The following is a 22,924-nucleotide window of genomic DNA, read 5'->3' as shown; positions in this document are numbered from 1 at the left end:
CTGGAGGTGATCGGCGCCGCGTCGGCGAGTCGTGGTACGGCCATGCCGGCGCCGACTACGGCGCCCGACCCGGTGAACGTTCGCGGACAGCCCACCGTCCGCCGGCGCGCCGCCCCCGTACGGCGGCCGGGCCGCCGTACGGACGCGCCGGGCCGGGGCGGTCAGCCTTTCTCGACCGGGCGGGAGGAGTCGGCGACCCAGTTGGACCAGGAGCCGACGTACAGGGCGGCGTGGACGCCCGCGATCTCCATCGCCAGCACCTCGTGGGCGGCGGTGACGCCGGAGCCGCAGTACGCGCCCACCGGCACCTCGGGCAGGGCCCCGAAGGAGATGAAGCGCTCGCGGAGGAACTCGGCGGGGTGGAACCGCCCCGACGGGTCCACGTTCTCCATCGTGGGCGCGCTGACGGCGCCGGGGATGTGCCCGGCGACCGGGTCGATCGGCTCGACCTCGCCGCGGTACCGCTCGGCGCCCCGGGCGTCGAGCAGCACCCCCTCCCCGGCCAGCGCGCCCGCCTGCGCGGCGTCCAGCATCGGCATCCCGCCCGGACGGGCGGTGAAGTCGCCGGGCTCGACGGCCGGCTCCTCCTTGGTCACCGGGAGGCCTTCCTCCACCCACCTGCGGTAGCCGCCGTCGAGCACGCGCACGTCGGGGTGCCCGAAGTAGCGGAGCGTCCACCACGCGCGGGCCGCCGCCGTGGAGTCGGCCTCGTCGTAGACCACGACCCTCCGCGAGGCCGACACCCCGAGGCGGCGCATGGCCTCCTGGAAGGCGCCGGCGTCCGGCAGCGGGTGGCGGCCGCCCGCGCCGGGCGGGGCGGCGAGGTCGCGGTCCAGGTCGCAGAAGACCGCGCCGGGGAGGTGCCCCTCGCGGTAGGAGTCGATGCCGGGCGCGCCCACCAGCCGCCACCGCACATCGAGGATCGTCGCGTCGCCAAGGTCACCAGGACTGATCAACGGGCTCATGGGAATTCCGGGGCGGACGCCCTGCCGTGTCGGCCATGGGAGGTAGCCCCTTGCCTCCTTCTCGTGTGCGTGTGGTGGCCGGTCTCCGGCCCGCCCCCTGCTGGTCGCGGCCGTCACCGGTTGTGAGAAGGTCACCGGCCCGCGTTCCCGGAGTCAACCACGCCGGGCGTCCGCCGCACCAGGTGATCGGCGTGTCGTCTGTGGCACCCCTACGGAGGCGTCACGGTGGCCCGCCCGCCGGGACGGGCCGGGACCTCGGCGGTCCCGGCGGTCCGGGCGGGCGGCGCCGCGCGCGGCCGGCGCCGCGCGGGCGCCGGAGGGTGTCAGCTCGCCGAGCGGGCGGTCGCCTCGGACAGGGCCTTGGCGAAGGACAGCACGTTGCCGACGGCCTCCGGTCCGTCGGCGGCCTCGCTCACGCGAAGCGAGAGGTCGTCGGCGGTGATGGCGCCGGTGTACCCGTGGTCGGCCTCGCAGTTCTCATCCCCGCAGGTGGCCGGCTCGAGATCGACGTGGGAGATGGCGCCCCACCCGATGGTGAGCGTCACCTCGGTCGGCGGCACCCCCGGCACGTACGCCGCGGGGTCGGGGACCACCCGAGTGACCGCCACCGACTGGACGCGGCTCAGGCGCACCGCCTCGGTGGTGGTGGAGGCGTGAGAGGTGGGCATGCCATCGGCGGGCGGGTGCTCGTCGGTGTGGCACACCAGGAGCCGCGTGGGTGAGAGGATCACGACGGTGACATGCCTGCGGACCTCCATCGCAGGGTCGAATGTGGCCTCATGGTGGACGACGAACGCCGTCACCTGCTCCTTACCCAGCGCGGATTCCGCCGCGTCGGCCACGAGATCGGGGTAGTAGCCGCTGCGTTCGATAGCCTCGCGCAAACCAGCGGCCGAGACTCGGGTTTCCCTCATGGGTCCATCCTGCCCTGTCTCGGCACGGTGTTTCACCTCACGGGCGCTCACCTTGGGCGCCCTTCGGCCTGGGAGGGCCCGCGCCGCGCCGCGATCGGCGACCATCCGCCGCTTCCACCACAGCAGACGTCCGCCGTCACTTCCACGGGCGGCCTTCTACGCTCAGGGCGAGCGCGGCTCGCGCAACGTCCGGTCGTGAAACGAACAACGCGACGCCCGGCGGCGCCACGCCCCCGGAGGATGGCCGACGGCGCCGCGCCTCCAGACGACGGCGGGCGGTTGGCGTCGGCTCCTCAGGCGACGTGGGGCGGGGCGGGCGGGCCGGCGAGCCGTCCAGCCGGACCCCTTCGCCGGAGGCGTCCGGCTCATCGGAGACGGCGCGGGCCCCGGTCCGGGCGCGGGCCGACGCCGCCCCGCAGCAGGGCGCGGGCGCCGACCACGCTGACCCCCGACTCCCCCACCAGCACCGGATCCAGCACCAGCCGCACCACTCCCGGCAGCTCGTCGGCCAGCCGTCCCACCCGGATCAGCAGGTCCTCCAGCGCGCCGACCGCCACGGGCGGGTACCCGTGGCGCCCGAACAGCAGCGGCGCGGCGCGGACCGACCGCACCAGCGCCGCGGCGTCCTCCGCGGTGAGCGGCGCCAGCCGGAACGCCTCGTCGCCGAGCAGCCGGGCCGTGATGTCGCCGAGCCCGAAGGACACGACGGCGCCGAAGTCGGCGTCGTCCACGGCCCTAACCACGGTCGCCACGGCGGGCTGGGGCGCCATCCGCTGGACCGACAGCCTCACCCCCGGTCCGAGCCGCGCCGCCAGGTCGTCGTAGGCCAGCCGGACGCCGCCGGCGTCGGACAGGCCGAGCCGCACCGTGCCCGCGCGGTGGGAGATCTCCGGGTCGTCGGCGCGCACCACCACCGGCCAGCCCAGCTCCCGCGCCGCCTCGACGGCCTCCTCCGAGCAGGAGACGATCCGTGAGGGCCAGACGTGCACTCCGTAGCAGGCGAGCAACTCGGTGGCGTCGGCCTCCACCGCCCCGGCGACCGGCGACGCCGCCGACCCCTCGCGGGCGACCGGGAAAGCCGGCCCCTGTGGCGGGGTGGTCTCCCCATCGGCGGCCCGCTCCTCGGGCGGCCGCCGTGAAGGCTCCTGCCGGTCCTGTCCGCAGGCGCCGTCATGCGCCTCGGGAGAGGCGAGCACGCGGTCGACCACCGCCCTGGCCGCCGCGGTGTCGACGTCCGGCAGGCCGGGGGGCGTGCCGGGCGGCGTACGGCGCCACAGGGCGTGGCGGACCACGTGGGCCAGGGCGCGCACGGCCTCCTCGGCGGCCGGATAGGACGGGATGGACCCCTTGCCCGGGTCACCGCCCTCCCCCGGGACGCGCAGCTCCTCCGGCATCCCCATGCGGCCCTCGAAGGTGGCCAGCAGCGGCTTGCCGGTCTCCTCGGCCACCCGGACCAGCTCGGCCGCGACCTCGGCGGCGTTTCCCGGCACCGGCGGCATGTAGATCGCGACGATGGCGTCCACCTGGCAGTCCATGTCCGCCAGCGCCCGGCGGTAGTCCAGGGCCCCGGCGCGGGCGCCGAGGTTGGCCGGCGGGCACGGCTCCAGCCCGGCCGCCACACACGCGTCCACGGCCAGCAGCGCCATCGCGTCGGAGTTGCTGACCACTCCGACCCTCGGCCCCTCGGGCAGCGGCTGGTAGGCGAGCAGTTGCGCGACGTCGAAGAGCTGCGCGAGGTCGTCCACCCTGATCACCCCGGCCTGCTCGAAGAGCGCCGTCAGCGCGGTGTCCGGCAGCCCGAGCACCGGAGCCGCGTGCCCGACCGGCACGCCCTGGGTGACGCCGCCGCTCTTGACCACGACGATCGGCTTCTCGCGGGCCGTCCGCCGGGCCAGCCGGGCGAACTTGCGCGGGTTTCCCAGCGACTCCAGGTAGAGCAGGATCACGTCGGTGGCCGGGTCCTGCTCCCAGTACTGCAGCAGGTCGTTGCCGGACACGTCGGCCCGGTTGCCGGCGGACACGAACGTCGAGATGCCCATGCCCCGCTGCGCCACCCGCTGCAGCAGCGCGGTGCCGAGCGCGCCGGACTGGCTGAAGAAGCCGACCCGCCCTCTGCCGGGCAGCCGGGCGGCGAGGGTGGCGTTCAGGCGGACCTTGGGGTCGGTGTTGGCGATGCCCAGGCAGTTCGGCCCGACCACGCGAAGGCCGTAAGCGCGGGCGATGCGCACCAGTTCGTCCTGGCGGGCACGGCCCTCGGGTCCGGTCTCGCCGAAGCCGGACGAGACGACCACCAGGCCCCTGACGCCCTTCTCCGCGCACTCCTCGACCACGTCCAGCACGGCGTCGGCGGGGACGGCGACCACGGCCAGGTCCACGTCACCGTCGATGGCCGAGACGCTCTTGTAGGCCCGGACGCCGGCGACCGCGCGCACCTCGCGGTGCACCGGGTACACCGGACCGTTGAAGTCGGCGCCGAGGAGGTTGCGCAGCACGGTCTGGCCGATGCCGCCGGCCTCGCGGCCCGCGCCCACGACGACGACAGAGGTGGGGGTGAGCAGCCGCTCGATCGAGCGAGCCTCGGCCCGGTGCTCGCGCGCCATGGTGACCTCGCGGGAGGTCTCCGTGGTCGCCAGGTCCAGGGTCATCCGCACGACGCCGTCCTCGAACTGGCTCTGCGCCGTGTAGCCCGCGTGACGGAAGAACGCCATCATGCGGCTGTTGGCCGGCAGCACGTCGGCGATGAAGGACCTGATGCCGCGTTCCCGCGCCGCGGCCCGCAGGTGTTCCATGAGCACCGAGGCGACGCCCCTGCCCTGGTGGGCGTCCTCGACGAGGAACGCCACCTCGGCCGCGTCCTGCCGCCCCAGGCGGTCGAAGCGGACGACCGCCACCATCTCGGTGCCGAGAGTCGCGATCATCGCCACCCGGTCCACGTAGTCGACGGTGGTGAACCAGGCCACCTCGCGGTCCGACAGCCGCGGACGCGGGCCGAAGAACCGGAAGTAGATCGACTGTTCCGACAGCCGGGAGTAGAAGGCGCGGAGGATGTCGCCGTCCTCGGGCCGGATGGGACGCACGTGTACGGTGCCCCCGTCGGCGAGCACGACGTCGGCCTCCCAGTGGGCCGGGTAGTGAGGTTCCACATTGATGAGGGTAAGCGGCTGTCTGTCCGATTCGTTGGGCAACGCTTGTGCATCGACTGTGCACGGGTGTCCGCTCTATGCCCCACGCCCCGGCTTGAAGCTGTTAGGTTTTCTGTCAGCAGCCTCCTGTAGTGCCAGCAAGGTGGTGACATCATGACCCGGGTTGTCGTGGTGGGCGATCTGATGACCGATGCGGTCGCACGCGCCCGCTACCCTCTCGCCAGGGCAAGCGACACTCCGGCCGTCGTCACCATGCACGGTGGCGGCTCCGGGGCGAACATCGCGTCCTGGCTCGCCGTCGAGGGCGCCGAGGTCGCGTTCGTCGGCCGCCGCGGCGCCGACATCACCGGCCGTAACCGTGACATGGAGCTCATGGGGTACGGCGTGGACGCCCGCCTCGTGATGGATCCCGAACGGCCGACCGGCACCTGCGTCGTGCTCGTCACCCACAAGGGCGAGCGCACCCTGCTGTCCGACCCGGGCGCCAACGCCGCGCTGTCCCCCGAAGACCTGCCGCGCGACCTGTTCGCCCAGGGCGGTCACCTGCACGTCTCGGGGTACACCCTGCTGAACGACGGCTCGCGCGACGCCGGGCTGGCCGCGCTCGACCACGCCCGCCGCGCCGGCATGTCGATCTCCATCGACTGCGCCTCGGCGGCACCGCTCGAGCGCACCGGCGCCGAGCCGTTCCTCGAGTGGACCCACAGCGCCAAGCTGCTGTTCGCCAACGACGCCCAGGCCAAGGTGCTGACCGGCCGCGACGACCCCGCCTCCGCCGCCAAGGTGCTCACCGCCTGGTTCCCGCAGGTCGTGATCAAGATGGGCGCCGAGGGCTCCCTGTGGTACACCAACAACCGGCCCGAGCCGGTCCGCGCGCCCGCCGATCACATCGAGCGGATCGTCGACGGCACCGGCGCGGGGGACGCCTTCACCGCGGGCTTCCTGCAGCCGTGGCTGGAGGGCAAGCAGCCGGCCGACGCGCTGGCCGCAGGCAACGCCCTGGCCGCCAAGGCCATCAGCAACCTCGGCGCCCGCCCCCGCCTCTGACCCCCGCCACTCACACCTCCGGCACCGACCATTCCCACCCCCGCCTCGGCGCCACCGCCCGACGGCGCGCCGGGACCGCGGGCGCGGACGTGGCCGCCGTCACACGCCCCACCCCTGACCTCGACCACGGGTGAGGTCGCATGCTGAATCGCGGCACCCTCGCCGGGCGCACCAACCCACCCGGCCGCGCGGCGCCGGCGTCCCCTGACCGCGCCTCTGGCGTTCCCTCCTACACCTCCGGCCGCTCCACCTACCTCATCTCTGTCAGTTGGTGGTGGCGAGGGCCAGGGGCAGGACGGCCGGGGCGCCGGACTGGCGGAGCAGGGCGGCCGCGATGGTCATGGTCCACCCCGTGTCGACGCGGTCGTCCACGAGCAGCACCGGGCCGCCGGTGAGATCGGCCTCCGGCGGCGCCAGCGTGCCCCGCAGCGCGCGCACCCGCTGGGCGCTGTTGTGCTGACGCCCCGGAGGGCCCTGCCGGTAGGTCAGCGAGCCGAGGTGGCGCAGCCGGCCGATGGCGGCCAGCCGCTCCCCCAGGGTGGAGACCAGCAGCGGCCTGGTCGCGGACGGCATGGTCACCACCGCCACCGGGCGCTCGGCCCAGCGCCACGCGCTCAGCACCGCGACCACCGCGTCGAACACCTCGTCGGGCACCGGCCCGTCGGGCGTTCCTTCGGCCAGCAGCCGCCGCAGGACGTTGCCCCAGCCGATGTCGGTGAGCCGGCCGAGGGCGCGCCCCGGCTCGGCCGCGATCTCCGGGCGGATGCGGCCGGACAGGCCGAGCTCCTTGAGGCCCGTGGGCCACTGGCGGCGCGGCTCGACCTCCACGCCCGGGCGGTGCAGCCGCTCGCGGGCCCGGTGGACGGCGGCGGAGGCGATCTCGACCGGACGGTGCGCGCCCGTGCAGTTGTCGCAGCGGCCGCAGGGCATGGCGGTGGCGTCGTCCAGGTGACGGCGGAGATACTCCTCGCGGCACTCGGTGGTGGAGATGTAGCCGAGCATGGCGCGTTGCTCGGCCGCCCGCTCGGCGGCGACCCGGGCGTACCTGTCGGTGTCGTACGCCCACGGCCGGCCGGTGGCCTGCCAGCCGCCCTTGACCCGTTTGACGGCGCCGTCCACGTCCAGGACCTTGAGCATCATCTCGAGCCGGTTGCGACTGAGGTCGACCCGGGTCTCCAGCGCGGCCGTGGACATCATGCCCCCTGCGGCCAGAGTGTCGAGCGTGGCCCGCACGACCGGCTCGGGGGGAAACGCCAGCGAGGCGAAATAGGCCCAGATGTCGCGGTCTTCCGGCCCGGGGAGCAGGATCACCTCGGCCCGCTCGACCCCGCGCCCGGCCCGGCCGACCTGCTGGTAGTACGCCACCGGCGACGCCGGCGCGCCGACGTGGATGACGAACCCGAGATCGGGCTTGTCGAACCCCATGCCGAGGGCCGAGGTGGCGACCAGGGCCTTCAGCCGGTTGCCGAGCAGGGCCTGCTCGGCGGCGAGGCGTTCGGCCGGGTCGGTCTGGCCGGAGTAGGCCGCCACCTCGTGCCCCTGGTCGCGCAGGTAGGCCGCGATCTCCTGGGTGGCGGCGACGGTGAGGGTGTAGATGATGCCCGAGCCCGGCAGGTCGCGCAGCGTCTCGGCGAGCCAGGCCAGCCGCTGCTCGGCCGTGCCCAGCCGGACGACCCCGAGGTGGAGGCTGTCGCGCTCGAGCGGGCCCCGCAGCACGAGCGTGCCGCCGTCGGACGCGCCGGTCGGCGCCTGCGGCGAAGAGTCGGACGAGGCGTCGGAGAGGGCATCGGACGAGGCACCGGACACGACATCGGATGAGGCACCGGATGAGGCACCGGACATGGCATCGGATGGGGCGCCGGACAGGGCACCGGAGGCGCCGGAAGGGGCGCCGGCGGAGGAGCCGGTGCCCAGCTGCTCGGCGACGTCGCGGGTGACCCGGGCGTTGGCGGTGGCGGTGGTGGCGAGCACCGGCACGCCCGGCGGGAGGTCGGCCAGCAGGGTGCGCAGCCGGCGGTAGTCAGGACGGAAGTCATGACCCCAGTCGGAGATGCAGTGGGCCTCGTCGACGACCACCAGGCCGGCCCCGGCCGCGAGCTTCGGCAAGATGAAGTCGCGGAAGTCGGGGTTGTTGAGCCGTTCGGGGCTGACGAGCAGCACGTCGACCTCGCCGGCCTCGACCTCGGCGTGGACGGTGTCCCACTCGTCGATGTTCGCCGAGTTGATCGTGGCGGCGTGGACGCCCGCCCGCTCGGCGGCGGCGATCTGGTTGCGCATCAGGGCGAGCAGCGGCGAGACGATCACCGTCGGCCCCGCGCCCCGCGCCCGCAGCAGGGCGGTCGCGATGAAGTACACCGCCGACTTGCCCCACCCGGTGCGCTGCACCACGAGCGCGCGCCGCCGATCGACGACCAGCGCCCGGATGGCGGACCACTGGTCATCGCGCAGAGCCGCGTGATCGCCCGCGAGCTCCCGCAGCTTCAGCTCGGCCTCGGCCCGCAGGCCACTGTCGTCAACCATGACTCCTTGCTATCAGGTCCGGGCGACCTTTCCGGCCGCCCGCGCCACGCCTGTGGACGACCCGCGCCCCTCAGGCGCCGTCCCTGGACGGTGGAGCGGCGGTGAAGCGGCGGTGGCGCAGGTTGGAGGGGTGGGGGGAAGGCGCCAGGGATCCGCGTTGCGCCGGGAGGTAAAAGGGCTTCGTGTCGCGGAGTGCCTCTGGGCTTCGGCACAATGTTCGATATGGCCCGACGGACTACCACGCCCCCGCAAGACGAGGACTTCGAGGAGCGAATCGTCGACATCGACGTTTCGACCGAGATGCGCACCAGCTACCTGGAGTACGCCTACTCCGTGATCTACCAGCGCGCCCTTCCCGACGCGCGCGACGGTCTGAAGCCGGTTCAGCGCCGCATCCTCTACTCGATGAGCGAGATGGGCCTGCGCCCCGACCGGGGGCACGTCAAGTCCTCCCGCGTCGTGGGCGACGTGATGGGCAAGCTCCACCCGCACGGCGACACCGCGATCTACGACGCGCTCGTGCGCATGGCGCAGCCGTTCTCGATGCGGCTGCCGCTGGTCGACGGCCACGGCAACTTCGGCTCGCCCGACGACCAGCCGGCCGCCATGCGGTACACCGAGGCGCGCCTGGCCGCCGCAGCCATGCTCATGGTCCAGTCGATCGACGAGGACGTCGTCGACTTCAAGCCCAACTACGACGGCCAGGAGACCGAGCCGACGGTCCTGTCCAGCGCCTTCCCCAACCTCCTGGTGAACGGCGCGGCGGGCATCGCGGTCGGCATGGCGACCAACATGGCCCCGCACAACCTCGTCGAGGTCGTCGCCGCCGCCCGCCACCTGATCAAGAGGCCGGACGCCTCCCTGGACGAGTTGATGCGGTTCGTGCCGGGCCCCGACCTGCCGACCGGCGGGTCGATCATCGGCCTGGCGGGCATCCGCGACGCCTACGAGACCGGCCGCGGCACCTTCCGCATGCGGGCCAAGGCGACCATCGAGCAGGTCACTCCGCGCCGCAAGGGCATCGTCGTCACCGAACTGCCCTTCAACGTCGGCCCCGAGCGGGTCATCACCAAGATCAAGGAGCTGGTGACCTCCAAGAGGCTCTCGGGCATCTCCGACCTGAAGGACCTCACCGACCGGCACAAGGGCCTGCGCCTGGTCATCGAGGTCAAGAACGGCTTCCACCCCGAGGCCGTGCTCGCCGAGCTCTACCGCCTCACCCCGATGGAAGAGACCTTCGGCATCAACAACGTGGCGCTGGTCGACGGCCAGCCCCGCACGCTGGGCCTGAAGGAACTGCTGCAGGTCTACGTCGACCACCGCATCGAGGTGGTGCGCCGCCGCTCCACCTACCGCCGGCGCAAGCGCGAGGACCGCCTGCACCTGGTCGACGGCCTCATCATCGCCCTGCTCAACATCGACGAGGTCATCCAGGTCATCCGCTCCTCGGAGGACTCCGCCGAGGCGCGCTCGCGGCTCATGCAGATCTTCGAGCTGTCGGAGATCCAGGCGAATTACATCCTCGACACGCCGCTGCGCCGCCTCACCCGCTACGACAAGCTGGAGCTCGAGCGCGAACGGCAGACCCTGCAGGACGAGATCGCCGAGCTGACCGCCATCCTGTCCTCGGAGGACCGCCTCCGCAAGGTCGTCTCCGACGAGCTGGCCGAGGTCTCCAAGACCTACGGCACCCCTCGCCGCACCGTCCTGCTGGAGGGCGGCCCGGTGACGACGCCGGGCGCCATCCCGCTGGAGGTCGCCGACGACCCGTGCCAGGTGCTGCTGTCCTCGACGGGCCTGCTGGCCCGCACCGCGGACGCCTCGCCGCTGGGGTCGGGCGACGAACGCTCGGCGCACGACGTCCTAGTCTCGGTCGTGCGCTCCACCGTGCGCGGCGAGGTGGGGGTGGTGACCTCCGCCGGCCGCCTGATCAGGGTGTCGGTGGTCGACCTGCCGACGCTGCCGCCGTCGGCGAGCCCGCCGTCGCTGTCGGGCGGCCACCCGGTCAGCGAGTACGTGACGCTGAACGCCGGCGAACTGGTCGTCGGCCTCGGCTCGCTCGACCCGGAAGGCGCGGGGCTGGCCCTGGGCACCGCGCAGGGCATGGTGAAGCGGGTCGTGCCCGAGTACCCGGCCAACCGCAACGACTTCGAGGTCATCGGCCTCAAGCCCGGCGACAGCGTGGTCGGCGCCGTCGAGCTGACCTCGGAGGAGCACGACCTGGTGTTCATCACCTCCGACGCCCAGTTGCTGCGCTACTCCGCCTCGTCGGTGCGCCCGCAGGGGCGCCCGGCCGGCGGCATGACCGGCATCCGGCTGGACGGCGGCGCGAAGGTCGTCTGGTTCGGCGTCGTCGACCCGGCGCGCGAGGCCCGCGTGGTGACCGTCGCCGGTGCGGCCACGGCGCTGCCCGGCACCGAGACCGGAGGCGCCAAGGTCTCCGACTACGCCGAGTACCCGCCCAAGGGCCGCGCCACGGGCGGCGTGCGGGCCCAGCGCTTCCTCAAGGGCGAGGACGTGCTCATCCTCGCCTGGGCGGGCCCTGCGCCGATCAAGGCCGTGTCGTCCACGGGCAAGCCGGTCGAGCTGCCGGCCGAGCTGGGACGCCGCGACGGCTCGGGCGTGCGCCTGAGCGCTCCGGTCGCCGCCATCGGCGGAGCGCTCGGCAGCGCCGCGGACGACGACCTGGACGCCTCCCCCGCCGATGGGCGGTCCCTGGACGCGGCCGAGACACCCTGAGCGCCGGCCGCCGGCCCGGTGAGCCGAACGTGCGGGGTTCCCGGGCCCGGCCGCTCCTCGGCGTGAAACCGGGGCGGCCGGGGCCGGGGTGACGGTGAGCCGCGCGCCGGCCGGCGTGCGGAAGGGTCAGCCGGCGTCGCAGAGGCAGAAGGGGTGGCCCGCGGGGTCGAGGAAGACGGTGAAGTCGCCGTCGAACTCGCCCGGCTGGTGCGGGTGCTTGACGGCGCCGAGGGCGAGCACCTCGATCTCGGCCTGCTTGCGGTCGTCCACGGTGAGGTCCAGGTGCGCCTGCTGGGGATGCTCGGCGCTCGGCCAGTTGGGCGGCTGGTAGCCCTCGGCCCGCTGGAACGACAGCCTGACCTGGCCGCCGTCGCTGAGGCTGACCCACTCGTCGTCCTCGTGGACGACCTTCCAGCCGATCACCGACGCGTAGAACTCGGCCAGCGCCCTGGGGTCAGGACAGTCGAGCACGATATTCCGCAAGCGCGCGATCTCCGCCATCGTCACTCCCGTTCTTCCGCCGCACCCGTGCGGCACCAGCGTGCACCCTACAGTGGTGTCGCCGGGCCCGGCATTTCGTTGTCACTTGTCCGGCCGGCTCGACGAAGCGCGGCCGTGATCCGCCTACCCGACGGGAGAAGGTCAAACGGCGTCCCGGGAGCGGCACCTGGCGGCGGCGAGCGAGAGAGGGACGGCATCTCGGCCGGGCCGGTACGGACGGGGATCTCGGCCGGCCGGTACGGACGGGGATCTCGGCCGGCCGGTGCGGGAGAATGGCGGCATGGCCGTCACCTCGTTCATGGTGCCGCTGGGCACCCCCGCACCTGAGTTCGACCTGCCGTCCATCGACGGTGGCCGCGTGTCGCTCGCCGGGCTCCGGCAGGCCCCGGCGACGCTGGTGGTCTTCCTGTCCAACCACTGCCCCTACGTGCGCCGCATCGAGGAGGGCATCGGCGCGCTGGCCGCCGACTACAGCGGCCGGGTCACCACGGTGGCCGTCTGCAGCAACGACGTGGTGAACTACCCCGACGACGACGCCGAGCACCTGGCCGAGCAGGCCGAGCGCGCCGGTTTCGGCTTCCCCTACCTGGTCGACGAGTCGCAGGAGGTGGCCAGGGCCTACCACGCCGCCTGCACGCCGGACTTCTTCCTCTACGACGCCGGCCGCCGCCTGGCCTACCGAGGCGAGTTCGACGACGCACGGCCGTCCAACCAGGTTCCGGTGACCGGCTCCTCGCTGCGCCGCGCCATCGACGCGGTGCTCGCCGGGCGGCCGGTTCCCGGCCCGCAGAACCCCAGCCTCGGCTGCGGCATCAAGTGGAAGCCGGGGAACGACTAGCGGGCCGGGAGGGGCCCCTTCAGGCCTCCGGCCCCGACTGGTGGACGACGGGCCGGACCTCCATGGCGAAGTATCGGGCGTCGGGCCAGCTCGCGGCGATCTCGACGGCGCGCTCGGGCGTCTCGCACTCGACGAGCAGGTAGCCGGCGAACTGCTCCTTGGCCTCGCTGAACGGCCCGTCGGTGATCGCCGGGACGCCGTCGCGGACGCGCACCGTCTTGCTCTGGGACGGGTCGGCCAGGGCCTCGCCGCGCAGCAGCTCGCCGGTCTCGGTCAGGTCCTTCATGATCGAGTCGACCGCGCCGAACAACGCCTCGCGGTCGGCCTCGGACAGCTCGTCGACGTAGCCGGGACGGTTATGGATCAGCAGCATGTACTTCACGATCGGCTCCTTGCGGTGTGCGGCGACCCCTGCGGGGTCCGTCGTAAGGGAGTCGGAGCCGGCCCGGCCCGCTCTACGTCACCCTCGCGATTATCTTCCCGGACTTTCCCGGCGGCCCGTGCGGCCGCTCCCGCGCGAACGCCCGTGGTCAGGAGGGGGAGGGCGTGGCGCCGGCCTTGGCCGCGACGGGGATGGCCGTCAGCAGTTCCCAAGGCTCGCCGTCGTGCCAGGAGTCGATGAGCCGGGCCACGGCCTCCTGCGGCTCGAACTCGCCGCAGCCGTACGCCCCGAAGCAGCCGGCCTCCTCCAGCGCGGCGATCAGCGGGTCGTCGTCGGGAAGGGACTGCGCGTAGGACGCGGCGTCGAGCAGGGCGAGCGCGCAGCGCGCGTTCCAGCCGCCATCCCGGGCCTGCACCCGGTCGAGCCGCCACCTGGCCCGCGCGCGTAGATGGCCTGCGAGCGAATCGGTCGTCCCCACCACGAACCCTCCACGATCTTCACTAAGAGTGGGAACATCATCACCCATCGTGACGCGTGATCGTGGGATCTTTACGAACCCTCGTATCAGGCCCCCCGGAGGTATTCGCCGAACCGACATCCGGGAATATGGGCATCATGACGGAAGCCTTCGACGATCTGCTCACCGCCAACGAGGATTTCGCCAGATCCTTCCAGCAGGCGGACCTGACCGGTCAGGCCAGGCGCGGGCTGGCCGTGGTCACCTGCATGGACTCACGGATCGACCCGCTCAAGCTGCTCGGCCTGTCGGCCGGCGACGCCAAGATCCTGCGCAACGCCGGGGCGCGCGTGACCGAGGACGTCCTGCGGACGCTCGTGCTCGCGGTGTACCTGCTCGGGGTCGATCGCGTGCTGGTGATGCCGCACACCGACTGCCGGATGGCCAAGTCGACCGACGAGGACGTCCACGAGCTGATCAGCCGCCAGTACGGCGTGGACACCCGCAGCCTGGAGTTCCACACCGTCCCCGACCAGGACGCCGCGCTGCGGCGTGACATGGTGCGCATCCGCACCTATCCCTACCTGCCCGACCGCCTGGCCGTCGGCGGAGCGGTGTACGACGTCCACACCGGCAAGCTGATGCCGGTCGAACTCTGACCCCTGCCCGTACCGCCCGCATACCGTGAAGGCCGGGATCTCTCCCGGCCTTCACCTCATCGACGGCGATCTCGTGAGCGCCGGCGCCAGGCCGGCGCCCGCACGCTCTGAACGGCCTCACGCCCCGCCACCCCCGAGAAGCCGCAGGCCTCAGGCGTCGATGGCGTCGCGGTCGACTTCGGCGGCGCTGCTGACGATGAACTCGCGGCGGGGCGCCACGTCGCTGCCCATGAGCAGCGAGAAGATCTGCTCGGCCGCCTCGACGTCCTCGATGCGGACCCGGCGCAGGGTGCGGTGGCGCGGCTCCATGGTGGTCTCGGCCAGCTGGTCGGCGTCCATCTCGCCCAAGCCCTTGTAGCGCTGGATGGGGTCCTTCCAGCGCTTGCCCCGCCGATCGAGGTCGCGCAGGGTGCGGTGCAGCTCGGCGTCGGAGTAGGTGTAGAGGTACTTCTCCTTGCCCTTGCCCGGGTTGGTGATCTCGATGCGGTGCAGGGGCGGCACGGCGGCGAAGACGCGCCCGGCCTCGACCATCGGCCGCATGTAGCGGTGGAACAGCGTCAGCAGCAGGCAGCGGATGTGCGCGCCGTCCACGTCGGCGTCGGCCATGAGGATGACCTTGCCGTAGCGGGCGGCGTCGAGGTCGAAGCCCCGGCCGGAGCCGGCGCCGATCACCTGAATGATCGCGGCGCACTCGGCGTTCTTGAGCATGTCGGCCACCGAGGCCTTCTGCACGTTCAGGATCTTGCCGCGGATGGGCAGCAGCGCCTGGAACTCCGAGTCGCGGGCCGCGCGGGCGGTGCCGAGGGCGGAGTCGCCCTCGACGATGAACAGCTCGCTGCGGTCGACGTCGTCGCTGCGGCAGTCGACCAGCTTGGCGGGCAGCGCGGAGTTCTCCAGGGCGCTCTTGCGGCGCTGGTTGTCGCGGTGCTCGCGGGCGGCGATGCGGGCCTTGGCAGCCGCGACGATCTTCTCCAGGACGGCCCTGAGCTGGAGCTTGTTGACCTTCCTGGTGCTGGCGAACAGCTCTTTGAGCTCCCGGGAGACCACGTGGGCGACGATGCGGCTGGCCGCGGAGGTGCCGAGGACCTCCTTGGTCTGGCCCTCGAACTGCGGCTCGGGCACGCGCACCGTGACCACGGCGGTGAGGCCCTCGAGGAGGTCCTCCTTGGTCACCGGGTCGTCGCCGTTCTTGAGCAGGCGGGTCTCTCTGAGCTGCTCGTTGATCGTACGGTGCAGGGCGCGCTCGAACCCGCTGATGTGGGTGCCGCCCTTGGGCGTGGCGATGACGTTCACGAAGGAGCGCACGGTCGTCTCGTAGCCCTTGCCCCAGCGGACGGCGACGTCGACGGTCAGCTCGCGCTCGACCTCGGTGGAGGTCATGTGGCCCTGCTCGTCCAGCACGGGCACGGTCTCGTGGAAGTGGCCGACGCCCTGCAGCCGCATGACGTCGCAGACGGCCTCGTCGCGGGCCAGGAACTCGGTGAACTCGGAGATGCCGCCGTCGAAGCGGAACTCCTCGTCCAGCGGCTCCTCGCCCCGGCTGTCGCGCACGGCGATGGTGAGGCCCGGGACCAGGAAGGCGGTCTGGCGGGCGCGGACGTGGATCTCGTCCAGCGAGACCTCGGCCTCGGGCAGGAAGATCTGCTTGTCGACCCACCAGCGCACGCGCGTGCCGGTGGCCTTGCGGCCCAGCGCGCCGCCGTCGCGCAGGCCGGACTTCTTCTTGAACTTGGCGCCCGGCCCCTCGCCGTCGAACACGCCGGGCACGCCGCGCCGGAAGCTGATCTCGTGGACGCGCCCGTCGCGGTCGACCTCGACGTCCAGCCGGGCGGACAGGGCGTTGACCACCGAGGCGCCGACGCCGTGCAGACCGCCGGAGGCCGCGTAGGAGCCGCCGCCGAACTTGCCGCCCGCGTGGAGCTTGGTGTAGACGAGCTCGACGCCGGCCAGGCCGCTCTTGGGCTCTATGTCGACCGGGATGCCCCGGCCGTCGTCGCGGACCTCGATGGAGCCGTCAGGGAACAGCTCGACCTCGATGCGCTTGCAGTAGCCGGCGAGAGCCTCGTCGACGGCGTTGTCCACGATCTCCCAGAGGCAGTGCATGAGACCGCGGCTGTCAGTGGACCCGATGTACATTCCGGGGCGCTTACGGACGGCCTCCAGGCCCTCCAGCACCGACAGATGACGGGCCGTGTAACCCGTCTCCGTGCTGACTGCGGTCACTCCCACTCCCACCGAGCATCGAACATGTGTGCGTAGCCTACCGTTTCCGATGGTCCACCGCGCCTAAGCGTGCCACCAACAGGGGGTTGTGCGTCAGGCGGCGGCCGAATCACGTCACTTAACGAGACATTCTGCTCTCGGCGTATCCGTAAGGCGATTGGGAACGTCCGCATCGGGTTAGATGTTGAGCCAAGTGACTGACGCCAAATCCCCACGTCAGTGGGGTGAACGGAAAGGCGATACGTGACTGGAGCCCTCGCCCCCACCAAGCCGCTGACCGCCATCGACCGATGCGACCGGTGCGGTGCCCAGGCGTACATCCGCGCGTCCCTCCCCATGGGCGGGGAGCTACTGTTCTGCGCCCACCACGGGCGTCGGCACGTTGCGGCTCTGCGCGACAAGGGCGCCGACATCCAGGACGAGTCGGCGCGTCTCAGCGAAACCCCTACGAACACCAGCGAGCGATGAGCCCAGGCCCGTCGCTCTGACCCAGATAACCGAGCACAACCTCATAACGGTGAACCGTGAACGCGGCGATCCGAGGAGGCGTCCCCCCGGGCACCTCCTCGGCCTCGCCGCGTCGCGCTGTCAGGGCCCGCGCGCCGGTGCTACCTCACGCGATAGTGGTAGCGCCCCGCCGGCGTGAAGCCCTCGGCGGCGTACATGGCCATGGCCGTGGTGTTGCGCCACAGGACGACCAGGTAGGCCCCGGTCGCCCCGCGCGCGCGTCCGTGCGCCAGCAGGCCGCGCAGCACGCCGCGCCCGAGGCCCCGCCGCCGGGCGGCGGGCACCGTCGCCATGCAGTAGATCCCCAGCATGCCGTCCTTGAGCACTGATCGGCCGACGGCGAGCGGCGCGCCTTCCCCGTGCACTGCGGCGTAGCTCGCGGGCACCCCGCGGACGATGCGCTCGGCGGTCGCGAGGCCCCTGTCGAACCTGCCGTCCACCTCCCACCAGGTGGTCAGCCAGCCGGGCCCGGGCTCGTCCGTGATCGTCACCGGGTGGGCGGGCGGCGGGGTCGCACCGTCCAGCGGGGCGGTCATGTAGGCGGCCTCGTCCACCAGGCGGTAGCCGCGCCCGGCGAGGTGGCCGTCCAGCCATGACGGCGCGCGCGGGCCCACGGAGAACACGCACGGCAGCCCCCGGGCGGCGTAGAACCTCTCGGCCGCGTCGAGAGCCTTGTCCGGATCTTCCGGCTCTCCCCATGGCAGCACGGAGTTGGCGCGTTTGGTCACGCCGTCCGCCGCGCGCAGAATCCAGTCGCCGGCCACCTCCTGGTGCGTCGCCGGCCAGGCATGGTGCACAAGAGCCTCGATGTCCGCACATTCCTCGTTCATCAGCGCAGACTCTAGCCGATCTTCCCGCCTCCCGGCCGGGCCGCAGGAGGCCGCGCGACCCGGCTGACCTGCGGAGGCTAGGATCGGGAGCCGTGCTCATCCTGCTGCCGCCCTCCGAGGGAAAGGCCGCCCGCGGCACCGGGCGCCCCCTGGACCTCGGCGCCCTGTCCTTTCCCGAGCTGACCTCGCCCCGCGAGAAGGCCCTCGACGCGCTCGACGCGCTGGTCAGGGGCCCGCAGGAGGAGGCGATGACGGTGCTCGGCCTGTCCCCCGGCCAGGCCGGCGAGCTGGGCAGGAACCTCGCTCTGCGCACCGCCGCCGCCCTGCCGGCCTCCAAGCTCTACACCGGCGTGCTGTACGACAATCTCGGCCTGGCGACTCTGGACGCCCGGGCGCGCCGCCGCGCCGGCAGCCGGATCATCGTGTTCTCGGGGCTGTGGGGTGCTCTACGGCTCGGCGACCGCGTGCCGCCCTACCGCCTGTCCATGGGCGTGCGGCTGCCGCCCCTGGGCGGCCTGGCGGCCCACTGGCGCCCGAGCCTGCGCGAGGCCCTGGACGGGGGGAAGGGCCTGATCGTCGATCTGCGGTCCTCGACCTACGCGCAGGCGTGGCAGCCGGGCTCGCGCGCGGTCACGGTGCGCGTACTGCGCGAGTCGGACGGGTCGCGCACGGTGGTCAGCCACATGGCCAAGGCCACGCGCGGCGCGGTCGCCCGCTCGCTGGTGGAGTCCGCCGCCGACCCGCGCACGCCGGGCGAGCTGGCCGACCTGCTGACCGGCCTCGGGCACACCACCGAGCTGGGCGCCGCGCCCTCGCGGGGGCGGCCCTGGACCATGGACGTCGTTATCCGTTCGTGATCACATTCAGCCGCGAGCACGCCTTGTGGAACTCCCTGGCCGGGTCGCCCAGATGCGACCACGGCATGTCGCTGAAGCGGCCACCGGTGCGCGACAGGTGGCCCCTGGCGGGCCGGCGCATCTCCGCCAGGTAGAAGGCGGCCCCGAACGCGTTGTGCGCCTCCACGGCCCGCGGATGCGGCCGCGAGCCCCTGCCGTCGTGCCAGCGCCCGGACGCCGCGCTGATCTCCCGCTGCACGTCGAAGGTGCCCCACGCGCGCGACCGTCCCGAGCGCTCCCCCGCGACGTGCTCGAAGTGGGCCAGCGGCAGCAGGGCCCAGAGCGGGTCACCGACCGGCGCGAACCGCCCCGCGCCGCGGGCGAACTCGAACATCTCCTGGCTGGTGCCGCCCCACCCGGGCGACAGCGTCATCAGCCGGACGACGTGGGCGGCGTACAGCGAGGGATGACGGCGCCAGGCCTCGGCCCACAGGGAGTCCTTCTCCTCCCTCGGGCTCTCCAGGGCCAGCGCCATCCACAGCAGGCAGGTCCAGGGCACGGGGTCGCCCGGCAGCAGCTGGGCCGCCGCCAGCAGCGGGGCCCGCGCCGACTCCATCGCCTGGTGGAAGGTGCGCAGGCGGCCGGCCTGCACCGCCCGCGCCCGCACGTCGGGCTTGATCTCCCATGCCTCCTCGACGCGCGCGCGGCCGAGCCACAGCCACAGGTCGGGGTTGACCCGATCTCGCTCGAGCAGGGCCTCGATGCCGCCCGTGACTCCCACAGCGGCCTTGGCCAGCGCCTCCACGCGCAGCGCGCGCAACTCCGGATCCGCCCGGGTCGCGACCAGCGCGGGGATGGCGGGTTCCAGGAATCCACGTCCGAGAGCGGCCACCGCGTCGTCCAGCACGGTGTCCGCCCAGGGACGGCCTGCGATCAGTCGTGGCCCCCGAGCACGCGCCCGATCCACTTCGATCACACCCATGCCGCGTGAGCCTAGAAGCCGTCGAGACGTTGCTCACTACCGGCATGTTACGGATGCGTTAAGCACGCCTCATCGCATCCGGGCACAGAACGGCCCCCGCCCGGTGACCGGGCGGGGGCCGTTCGGCGGGTCAGTCGAGGTAGTCGCGCAGGACCTGCGAGCGCGACGGGTGGCGCAGCTTCGACATGGTCTTGGACTCGATCTGGCGGATGCGCTCGCGCGTCACCCCGTAGACCTTGCCGATCTCGTCCAGCGTCTTGGGCTGGCCGTCGGTCAGGCCGAACCTCATGGAGACCACGCCCGCCTCGCGCTCCGACAGCGTGTCGAGCACCGAGTGGAGCTGCTCCTGCAGCAGGGTGAAGCTCACCGCGTCCGCGGGGACGATCGCCTCGGAGTCCTCGATGAGGTCGCCGAACTCGCTGTCGCCCTCCTCGCCGAGGGGGGTGTGCAGGGAGATCGGCTCGCGCCCGTACTTCTGGACCTCGACGACCTTCTCAGGGGTCATGTCCAGCTCGCGGGCGAGCTCCTCGGGGGTGGGCTCGCGGCCGAGATCCTGCAGCATCTGCCGCTGGACCCGGGCCAGCTTGTTGATCACTTCGACCATGTGCACCGGGATGCGGATGGTGCGCGCCTGGTCGGCCATGGCGCGGGTGATCGCCTGGCGGATCCACCACGTGGCGTAGGTGGAGAACTTGTAGCCCTTGGTGTAGTCGAACTTCTCCACCGCGCGGATCAGGCCCAGGTTGCCCTCCTGGATGAGGTCCAGGAAGAGCATGCCGCGGCCGGTGTAGCGCTTGGCCAGCGAGACCACCAGGCGGAGGTTGGCCTCCAGCAGGTGGTTCTTGGCGCGGCGGCCGTCCTCGGCGATCCACTCGAGCTCGGCGCGGACGTCGACGGGCAGGCGCTCGCCGTCGTTGGCCAGCTGCTCCTCGGCGAACAGGCCGGCCTCGATGCGCTTGGCGAGTTCGACCTCCTGCTCGGCGTTCAGCAGGGGGACCTTGCCGATCTGCTTGAGGTAGTCCTTCACCGGGTCGGCGGTGGCCCCGGCGGCGGCGACCTGCGCGACCGGCGCGTCGTCGTCGTCATCGGAGAGGATCAGCACCTCGTCGTCGCTCTGGACCTCGGCGCCGGCCTTGGGCTCCTCTTCGACCTCGGCCTCCGGCTCCGCCTCTACCTCGGCGTCCGCCTCGGTGTCGGCCTCGGCTTCCGCCTCGGGCTCGGCCTCGGCGTCCACCTCCACGTCGATATCGAAGTCCTCCAGTTCGAGGTCGCCCTCGATGTCGAGGTCCTCGTCATCCTCGGAGGCGACCTTGGGCTTGGTTTCGATCTTGGGCGATGGCGACGCGGGCACGGCGACCTCCGGCTTGGCCTTCTTGGCGAGGGCTGCAGGGGTTGCGACCTTGGCGGGAGCGTCAGGGGCGGGTGCGGCCTTCTTCGCCGGCGCGGCCTTCTTGGCCACGGGCTTCTTGGCGACCGGCTTCTCACCGGTCGCCGCGGCCTCGCCCCCGGCACCGCTCACCACGGCCGTGACGGTATCGGGCTGCTCCTTGGCCGCCGCGGTGGCGGTCTTGGTCTTCTTGACGGGGGCGGCGGTGCGACGCTTGGCCGGGCCACGAGACTTCTTGGGCGCCGCCGAGTCCGCAGCGGTCACCACGACGGTCACACCCTCTTTGCTGAGGTTCCGCAGGAACACCGCGGCGTGCGACATCGGGATGTCCGCTTCCTCGAAGGCCTTGCGGACATCCTCAGACTCGAGGAAACCCTGCGAGCGCCCACGCTCGATGAGCCGCTGAATGACGGGCTCGTTCAGCTCAGACGGCTTCGAGCGAGTCGAACTTGCAGGCGACACGAACACCTCTCGAACGAACGCATGGTGAGAATGGACCCAGGTGCCCGCTAGGGGCTCTTGCTTCTTTTCGGTGGTGGGCCGTGCGAACCGCGACGTGCCTGTCCAGCATTGTGGCATGACCCCGCAGTCCATACGGCCGCCTCACAGCGGTTGCCCTCCACCCTAGGCCGACCGGAACAGTAGTGCGTACGGAAGCGGGTCACCGATACCCGAAAGCAACCCTTATGACTGTTTCATTCAGTCACTCTTTGTGGCGGCCGGCACGTGGACGGCGAGCACTGTGACGTCATCGTCCTGCTCATACCCCGCCAGCATGCGATCCACCAGGAAGTCAAGCAACATGTGCGGATTTCCTAGGACTTCGGGGGGCGCTTCGGCCACCACCGACGAAAGTTCCGCGAGTCCCGCGTCCAGCCCGCGCTTGCGGTTCTCCACGAGCCCGTCGGAGTAGAGCACCGCGGTGTGCCCCGGCGGCACGCAGAACCGGAACTGCTTGCGGGTGGTGGGCCAGCCGAGCGGCGTGCCGGGCTCGCCGTCGGACAGCACGGCGGTGCCCTGCGGGGACACCAGCAGGGGCGGCGGGTGGCCGGCCAGCGCGAGGGTGCCCTCGCCCGTGGCGGGCTCGACGACCATGTACGCCAGGGTGGTGACCTGCTCTTCCTCCTCGGTGGCGTCGAAGACGCGGTCAAGGCCGGTGAGCACGGCCGCGGGCGGCGGGTTGGTGAGGGCCAGGGCGCGCATGGCGTTGCGGATGCGGCCCATGCCGGCTGCGGCCTTGACGCCCTTGCCCATGACGTCGCCGACGACGGCCGCGACCCGGGCGTCCTGCAGGACGAACGCGTCGTACCAGTCGCCGCCGACCTGGACGTGCCTGCTGCCGGAGCGGAACCGCTGGGCCAGCACCAGGCCGGGGATCACCGGCAGCCGGTCGGGCAGCAGGCTGCGCTGGAGGGTCTCGGCCGTGCGGTGCTCGCGCTCGAACAGCGTGGCGCGCTCGACCGCCAGGGCGCACTGCCCGGCCAGAGCCTCCAGGAAGACGCCGTCCTCCTGGGAGATCTTCTGCGGGCGGGTGAAGGCGAACCTGAGCGCGCCGAGGGCCCGCCCGGCGGCCAGCAGCGGAAGACCGACCCAGGCCCGCTCGTCGCTGCCGGCGAGGAACCCGTCGATGACCGCCTCGTCGGCGCCGGCCTCCACGAGCTGGGCCTTCAGGCTCTCGGGCGACTCGGCGAACACCGGCCTGCGGCTGTTGACGGCCATGGTCATCAGGCTGGACTGGGAGAGCGGGATCTCCTCGCCCGTGCCGCCCGGAACATCGGCCACGCCGCCGTTGTTGGTGAGCTTGAGCGCGGCCCGGTCGGTGTCGAGCAGCGCGACCGAGGACTTGTCGGCGGCCAGGGCGGTGCGGCCGACGTCGATGATGACCTGGACGACCTGCTCGACCTGCTCGACCGTGAGGGCCTCGGCGAGCTGGGCGGTGGCGCCCTGCAGGCGCGCGGTGCGCAGGGCGGCGGCGCCGAGCTGGTCGGTCAACC

General features: G+C 72.4%; 18 protein-coding genes. 6 read left to right on the top strand and 12 right to left on the bottom strand.

What is annotated here, in order from left to right; translation table 11 throughout:
- Positions 1-161: 161 nt before the first annotated feature.
- The 3 genes from ACWEN6_RS00775 to ACWEN6_RS00765 all read right to left on the bottom strand — a co-directional run bounded on the left by ACWEN6_RS00775 (position 162) and on the right by ACWEN6_RS00765 (position 5,022).
- Complete coding sequence (locus tag ACWEN6_RS00775; protein WP_452568295.1) at positions 162-965, bottom strand: sulfurtransferase; 804 nt, start codon at positions 963-965, stop codon at positions 162-164.
- Between the two features lie 323 nt (positions 966-1,288).
- A complete protein-coding gene (locus ACWEN6_RS00770; RefSeq protein WP_452568294.1) occupies positions 1,289-1,879 on the bottom strand; it encodes a DUF5998 family protein in 591 nt (196 codons plus the stop codon).
- A 365-nt stretch (positions 1,880-2,244) separates the two neighbouring features.
- Positions 2,245-5,022 carry a bifunctional acetate--CoA ligase family protein/GNAT family N-acetyltransferase gene (locus ACWEN6_RS00765; protein WP_452568293.1) on the bottom strand — a complete coding sequence of 926 codons (2,778 nt, stop codon included), beginning with the start codon at positions 5,020-5,022 and terminating at the stop codon, positions 2,245-2,247.
- Positions 5,023-5,175: 153 nt separating this feature from the next.
- Here ACWEN6_RS00765 and ACWEN6_RS00760 point away from each other — a divergent pair, with 153 nt between their 5' ends.
- Positions 5,176-6,069 carry a carbohydrate kinase family protein gene (locus tag ACWEN6_RS00760; RefSeq protein WP_380832001.1) on the top strand — a complete coding sequence of 298 codons (894 nt, stop codon included), beginning with the start codon at positions 5,176-5,178 and terminating at the stop codon, positions 6,067-6,069.
- A 264-nt stretch (positions 6,070-6,333) separates the two neighbouring features.
- Here ACWEN6_RS00760 and ACWEN6_RS00755 read toward each other — a convergent pair whose 3' ends face one another.
- Positions 6,334-8,589 (bottom strand): RecQ family ATP-dependent DNA helicase, encoded by a 2,256-nt coding sequence (locus ACWEN6_RS00755; RefSeq protein WP_452568292.1) that lies wholly within the window; start codon positions 8,587-8,589, stop codon positions 6,334-6,336.
- A gap of 222 nt (positions 8,590-8,811) precedes the next feature.
- On the opposite strand from ACWEN6_RS00755, the gene ACWEN6_RS00750 reads away from it, so the two are divergent.
- Entirely contained in the window at positions 8,812-11,328 is a 2,517-nt protein-coding gene (locus tag ACWEN6_RS00750; RefSeq protein WP_452568291.1) for a DNA gyrase/topoisomerase IV subunit A, read from the top strand.
- A 126-nt stretch (positions 11,329-11,454) separates the two neighbouring features.
- Here the strand turns inward: ACWEN6_RS00750 and ACWEN6_RS00745 are convergent, their stop codons facing one another.
- Positions 11,455-11,799, bottom strand: a complete 345-nt coding sequence (locus tag ACWEN6_RS00745) for a VOC family protein (RefSeq protein WP_452568290.1) — start codon at positions 11,797-11,799, stop codon at positions 11,455-11,457.
- Between the two features lie 310 nt (positions 11,800-12,109).
- On the opposite strand from ACWEN6_RS00745, the gene ACWEN6_RS00740 reads away from it, so the two are divergent.
- On the top strand, positions 12,110-12,667 hold the full coding sequence (locus tag ACWEN6_RS00740) for a thioredoxin family protein (protein ID WP_452568289.1): 558 nt from the start codon (positions 12,110-12,112) through the stop codon (positions 12,665-12,667).
- 19 nt (positions 12,668-12,686) lie between these two features.
- Here the strand turns inward: ACWEN6_RS00740 and ACWEN6_RS00735 are convergent, their stop codons facing one another.
- Together ACWEN6_RS00735 and ACWEN6_RS00730 are read right to left on the bottom strand one after the other, a co-directional pair.
- Positions 12,687-13,040 (bottom strand): YciI family protein, encoded by a 354-nt coding sequence (locus ACWEN6_RS00735; RefSeq protein WP_452568516.1) that lies wholly within the window; start codon positions 13,038-13,040, stop codon positions 12,687-12,689.
- A gap of 157 nt (positions 13,041-13,197) precedes the next feature.
- On the bottom strand, positions 13,198-13,527 hold the full coding sequence (locus tag ACWEN6_RS00730) for a hypothetical protein (RefSeq protein WP_452568288.1): 330 nt from the start codon (positions 13,525-13,527) through the stop codon (positions 13,198-13,200).
- A 137-nt stretch (positions 13,528-13,664) separates the two neighbouring features.
- Here ACWEN6_RS00730 and ACWEN6_RS00725 point away from each other — a divergent pair, with 137 nt between their 5' ends.
- Entirely contained in the window at positions 13,665-14,165 is a 501-nt protein-coding gene (locus ACWEN6_RS00725) for a beta-class carbonic anhydrase (protein ID WP_354850007.1), read from the top strand.
- A 150-nt stretch (positions 14,166-14,315) separates the two neighbouring features.
- Here the strand turns inward: ACWEN6_RS00725 and ACWEN6_RS00720 are convergent, their stop codons facing one another.
- Positions 14,316-16,388, bottom strand: coding sequence for a DNA gyrase/topoisomerase IV subunit B (locus ACWEN6_RS00720; RefSeq protein WP_452568287.1), 2,073 nt, complete (start codon positions 16,386-16,388; stop codon positions 14,316-14,318).
- 243 nt (positions 16,389-16,631) lie between these two features.
- Between ACWEN6_RS00720 and ACWEN6_RS00715 the strand changes: the two genes are divergently transcribed.
- Positions 16,632-16,856, top strand: coding sequence for a DUF7455 domain-containing protein (locus tag ACWEN6_RS00715; RefSeq protein ID WP_354850001.1), 225 nt, complete (start codon positions 16,632-16,634; stop codon positions 16,854-16,856).
- Between the two features lie 140 nt (positions 16,857-16,996).
- Here the strand turns inward: ACWEN6_RS00715 and ACWEN6_RS00710 are convergent, their stop codons facing one another.
- The gene (locus ACWEN6_RS00710) at positions 16,997-17,725 is read right to left on the bottom strand and encodes a GNAT family N-acetyltransferase (protein ID WP_452568286.1); all 729 of its coding nucleotides are present in this window, start codon (positions 17,723-17,725) and stop codon (positions 16,997-16,999) included.
- A 92-nt stretch (positions 17,726-17,817) separates the two neighbouring features.
- Between ACWEN6_RS00710 and yaaA the strand changes: the two genes are divergently transcribed.
- Positions 17,818-18,582, top strand: coding sequence for a peroxide stress protein YaaA (yaaA, locus tag ACWEN6_RS00705; protein WP_452568285.1), 765 nt, complete (start codon positions 17,818-17,820; stop codon positions 18,580-18,582).
- On the opposite strand, the gene ACWEN6_RS00700 is transcribed toward yaaA, so the two are convergent.
- The 3 genes from ACWEN6_RS00700 to ACWEN6_RS00690 form a co-directional block, all read right to left on the bottom strand.
- A complete protein-coding gene (locus ACWEN6_RS00700; protein WP_354849992.1) occupies positions 18,569-19,543 on the bottom strand; it encodes a hypothetical protein in 975 nt (324 codons plus the stop codon). The two genes, yaaA and ACWEN6_RS00700, sit on opposite strands and share 14 nt — an antisense overlap.
- 130 nt (positions 19,544-19,673) lie before the next feature.
- Positions 19,674-21,392 (bottom strand): RNA polymerase sigma factor, encoded by a 1,719-nt coding sequence (locus ACWEN6_RS00695; RefSeq protein ID WP_452568284.1) that lies wholly within the window; start codon positions 21,390-21,392, stop codon positions 19,674-19,676.
- Positions 21,393-21,629: 237 nt separating this feature from the next.
- The coding region (locus ACWEN6_RS00690) for a PP2C family protein-serine/threonine phosphatase (RefSeq protein WP_452568283.1) at positions 21,630-22,924 on the bottom strand (1,295 nt) is incomplete at its 5' end.

The organism is Sphaerisporangium sp. NPDC004334 (genome assembly GCF_053602655.1).
This window is presented reverse-complemented; position numbering and strand designations above follow the sequence as displayed.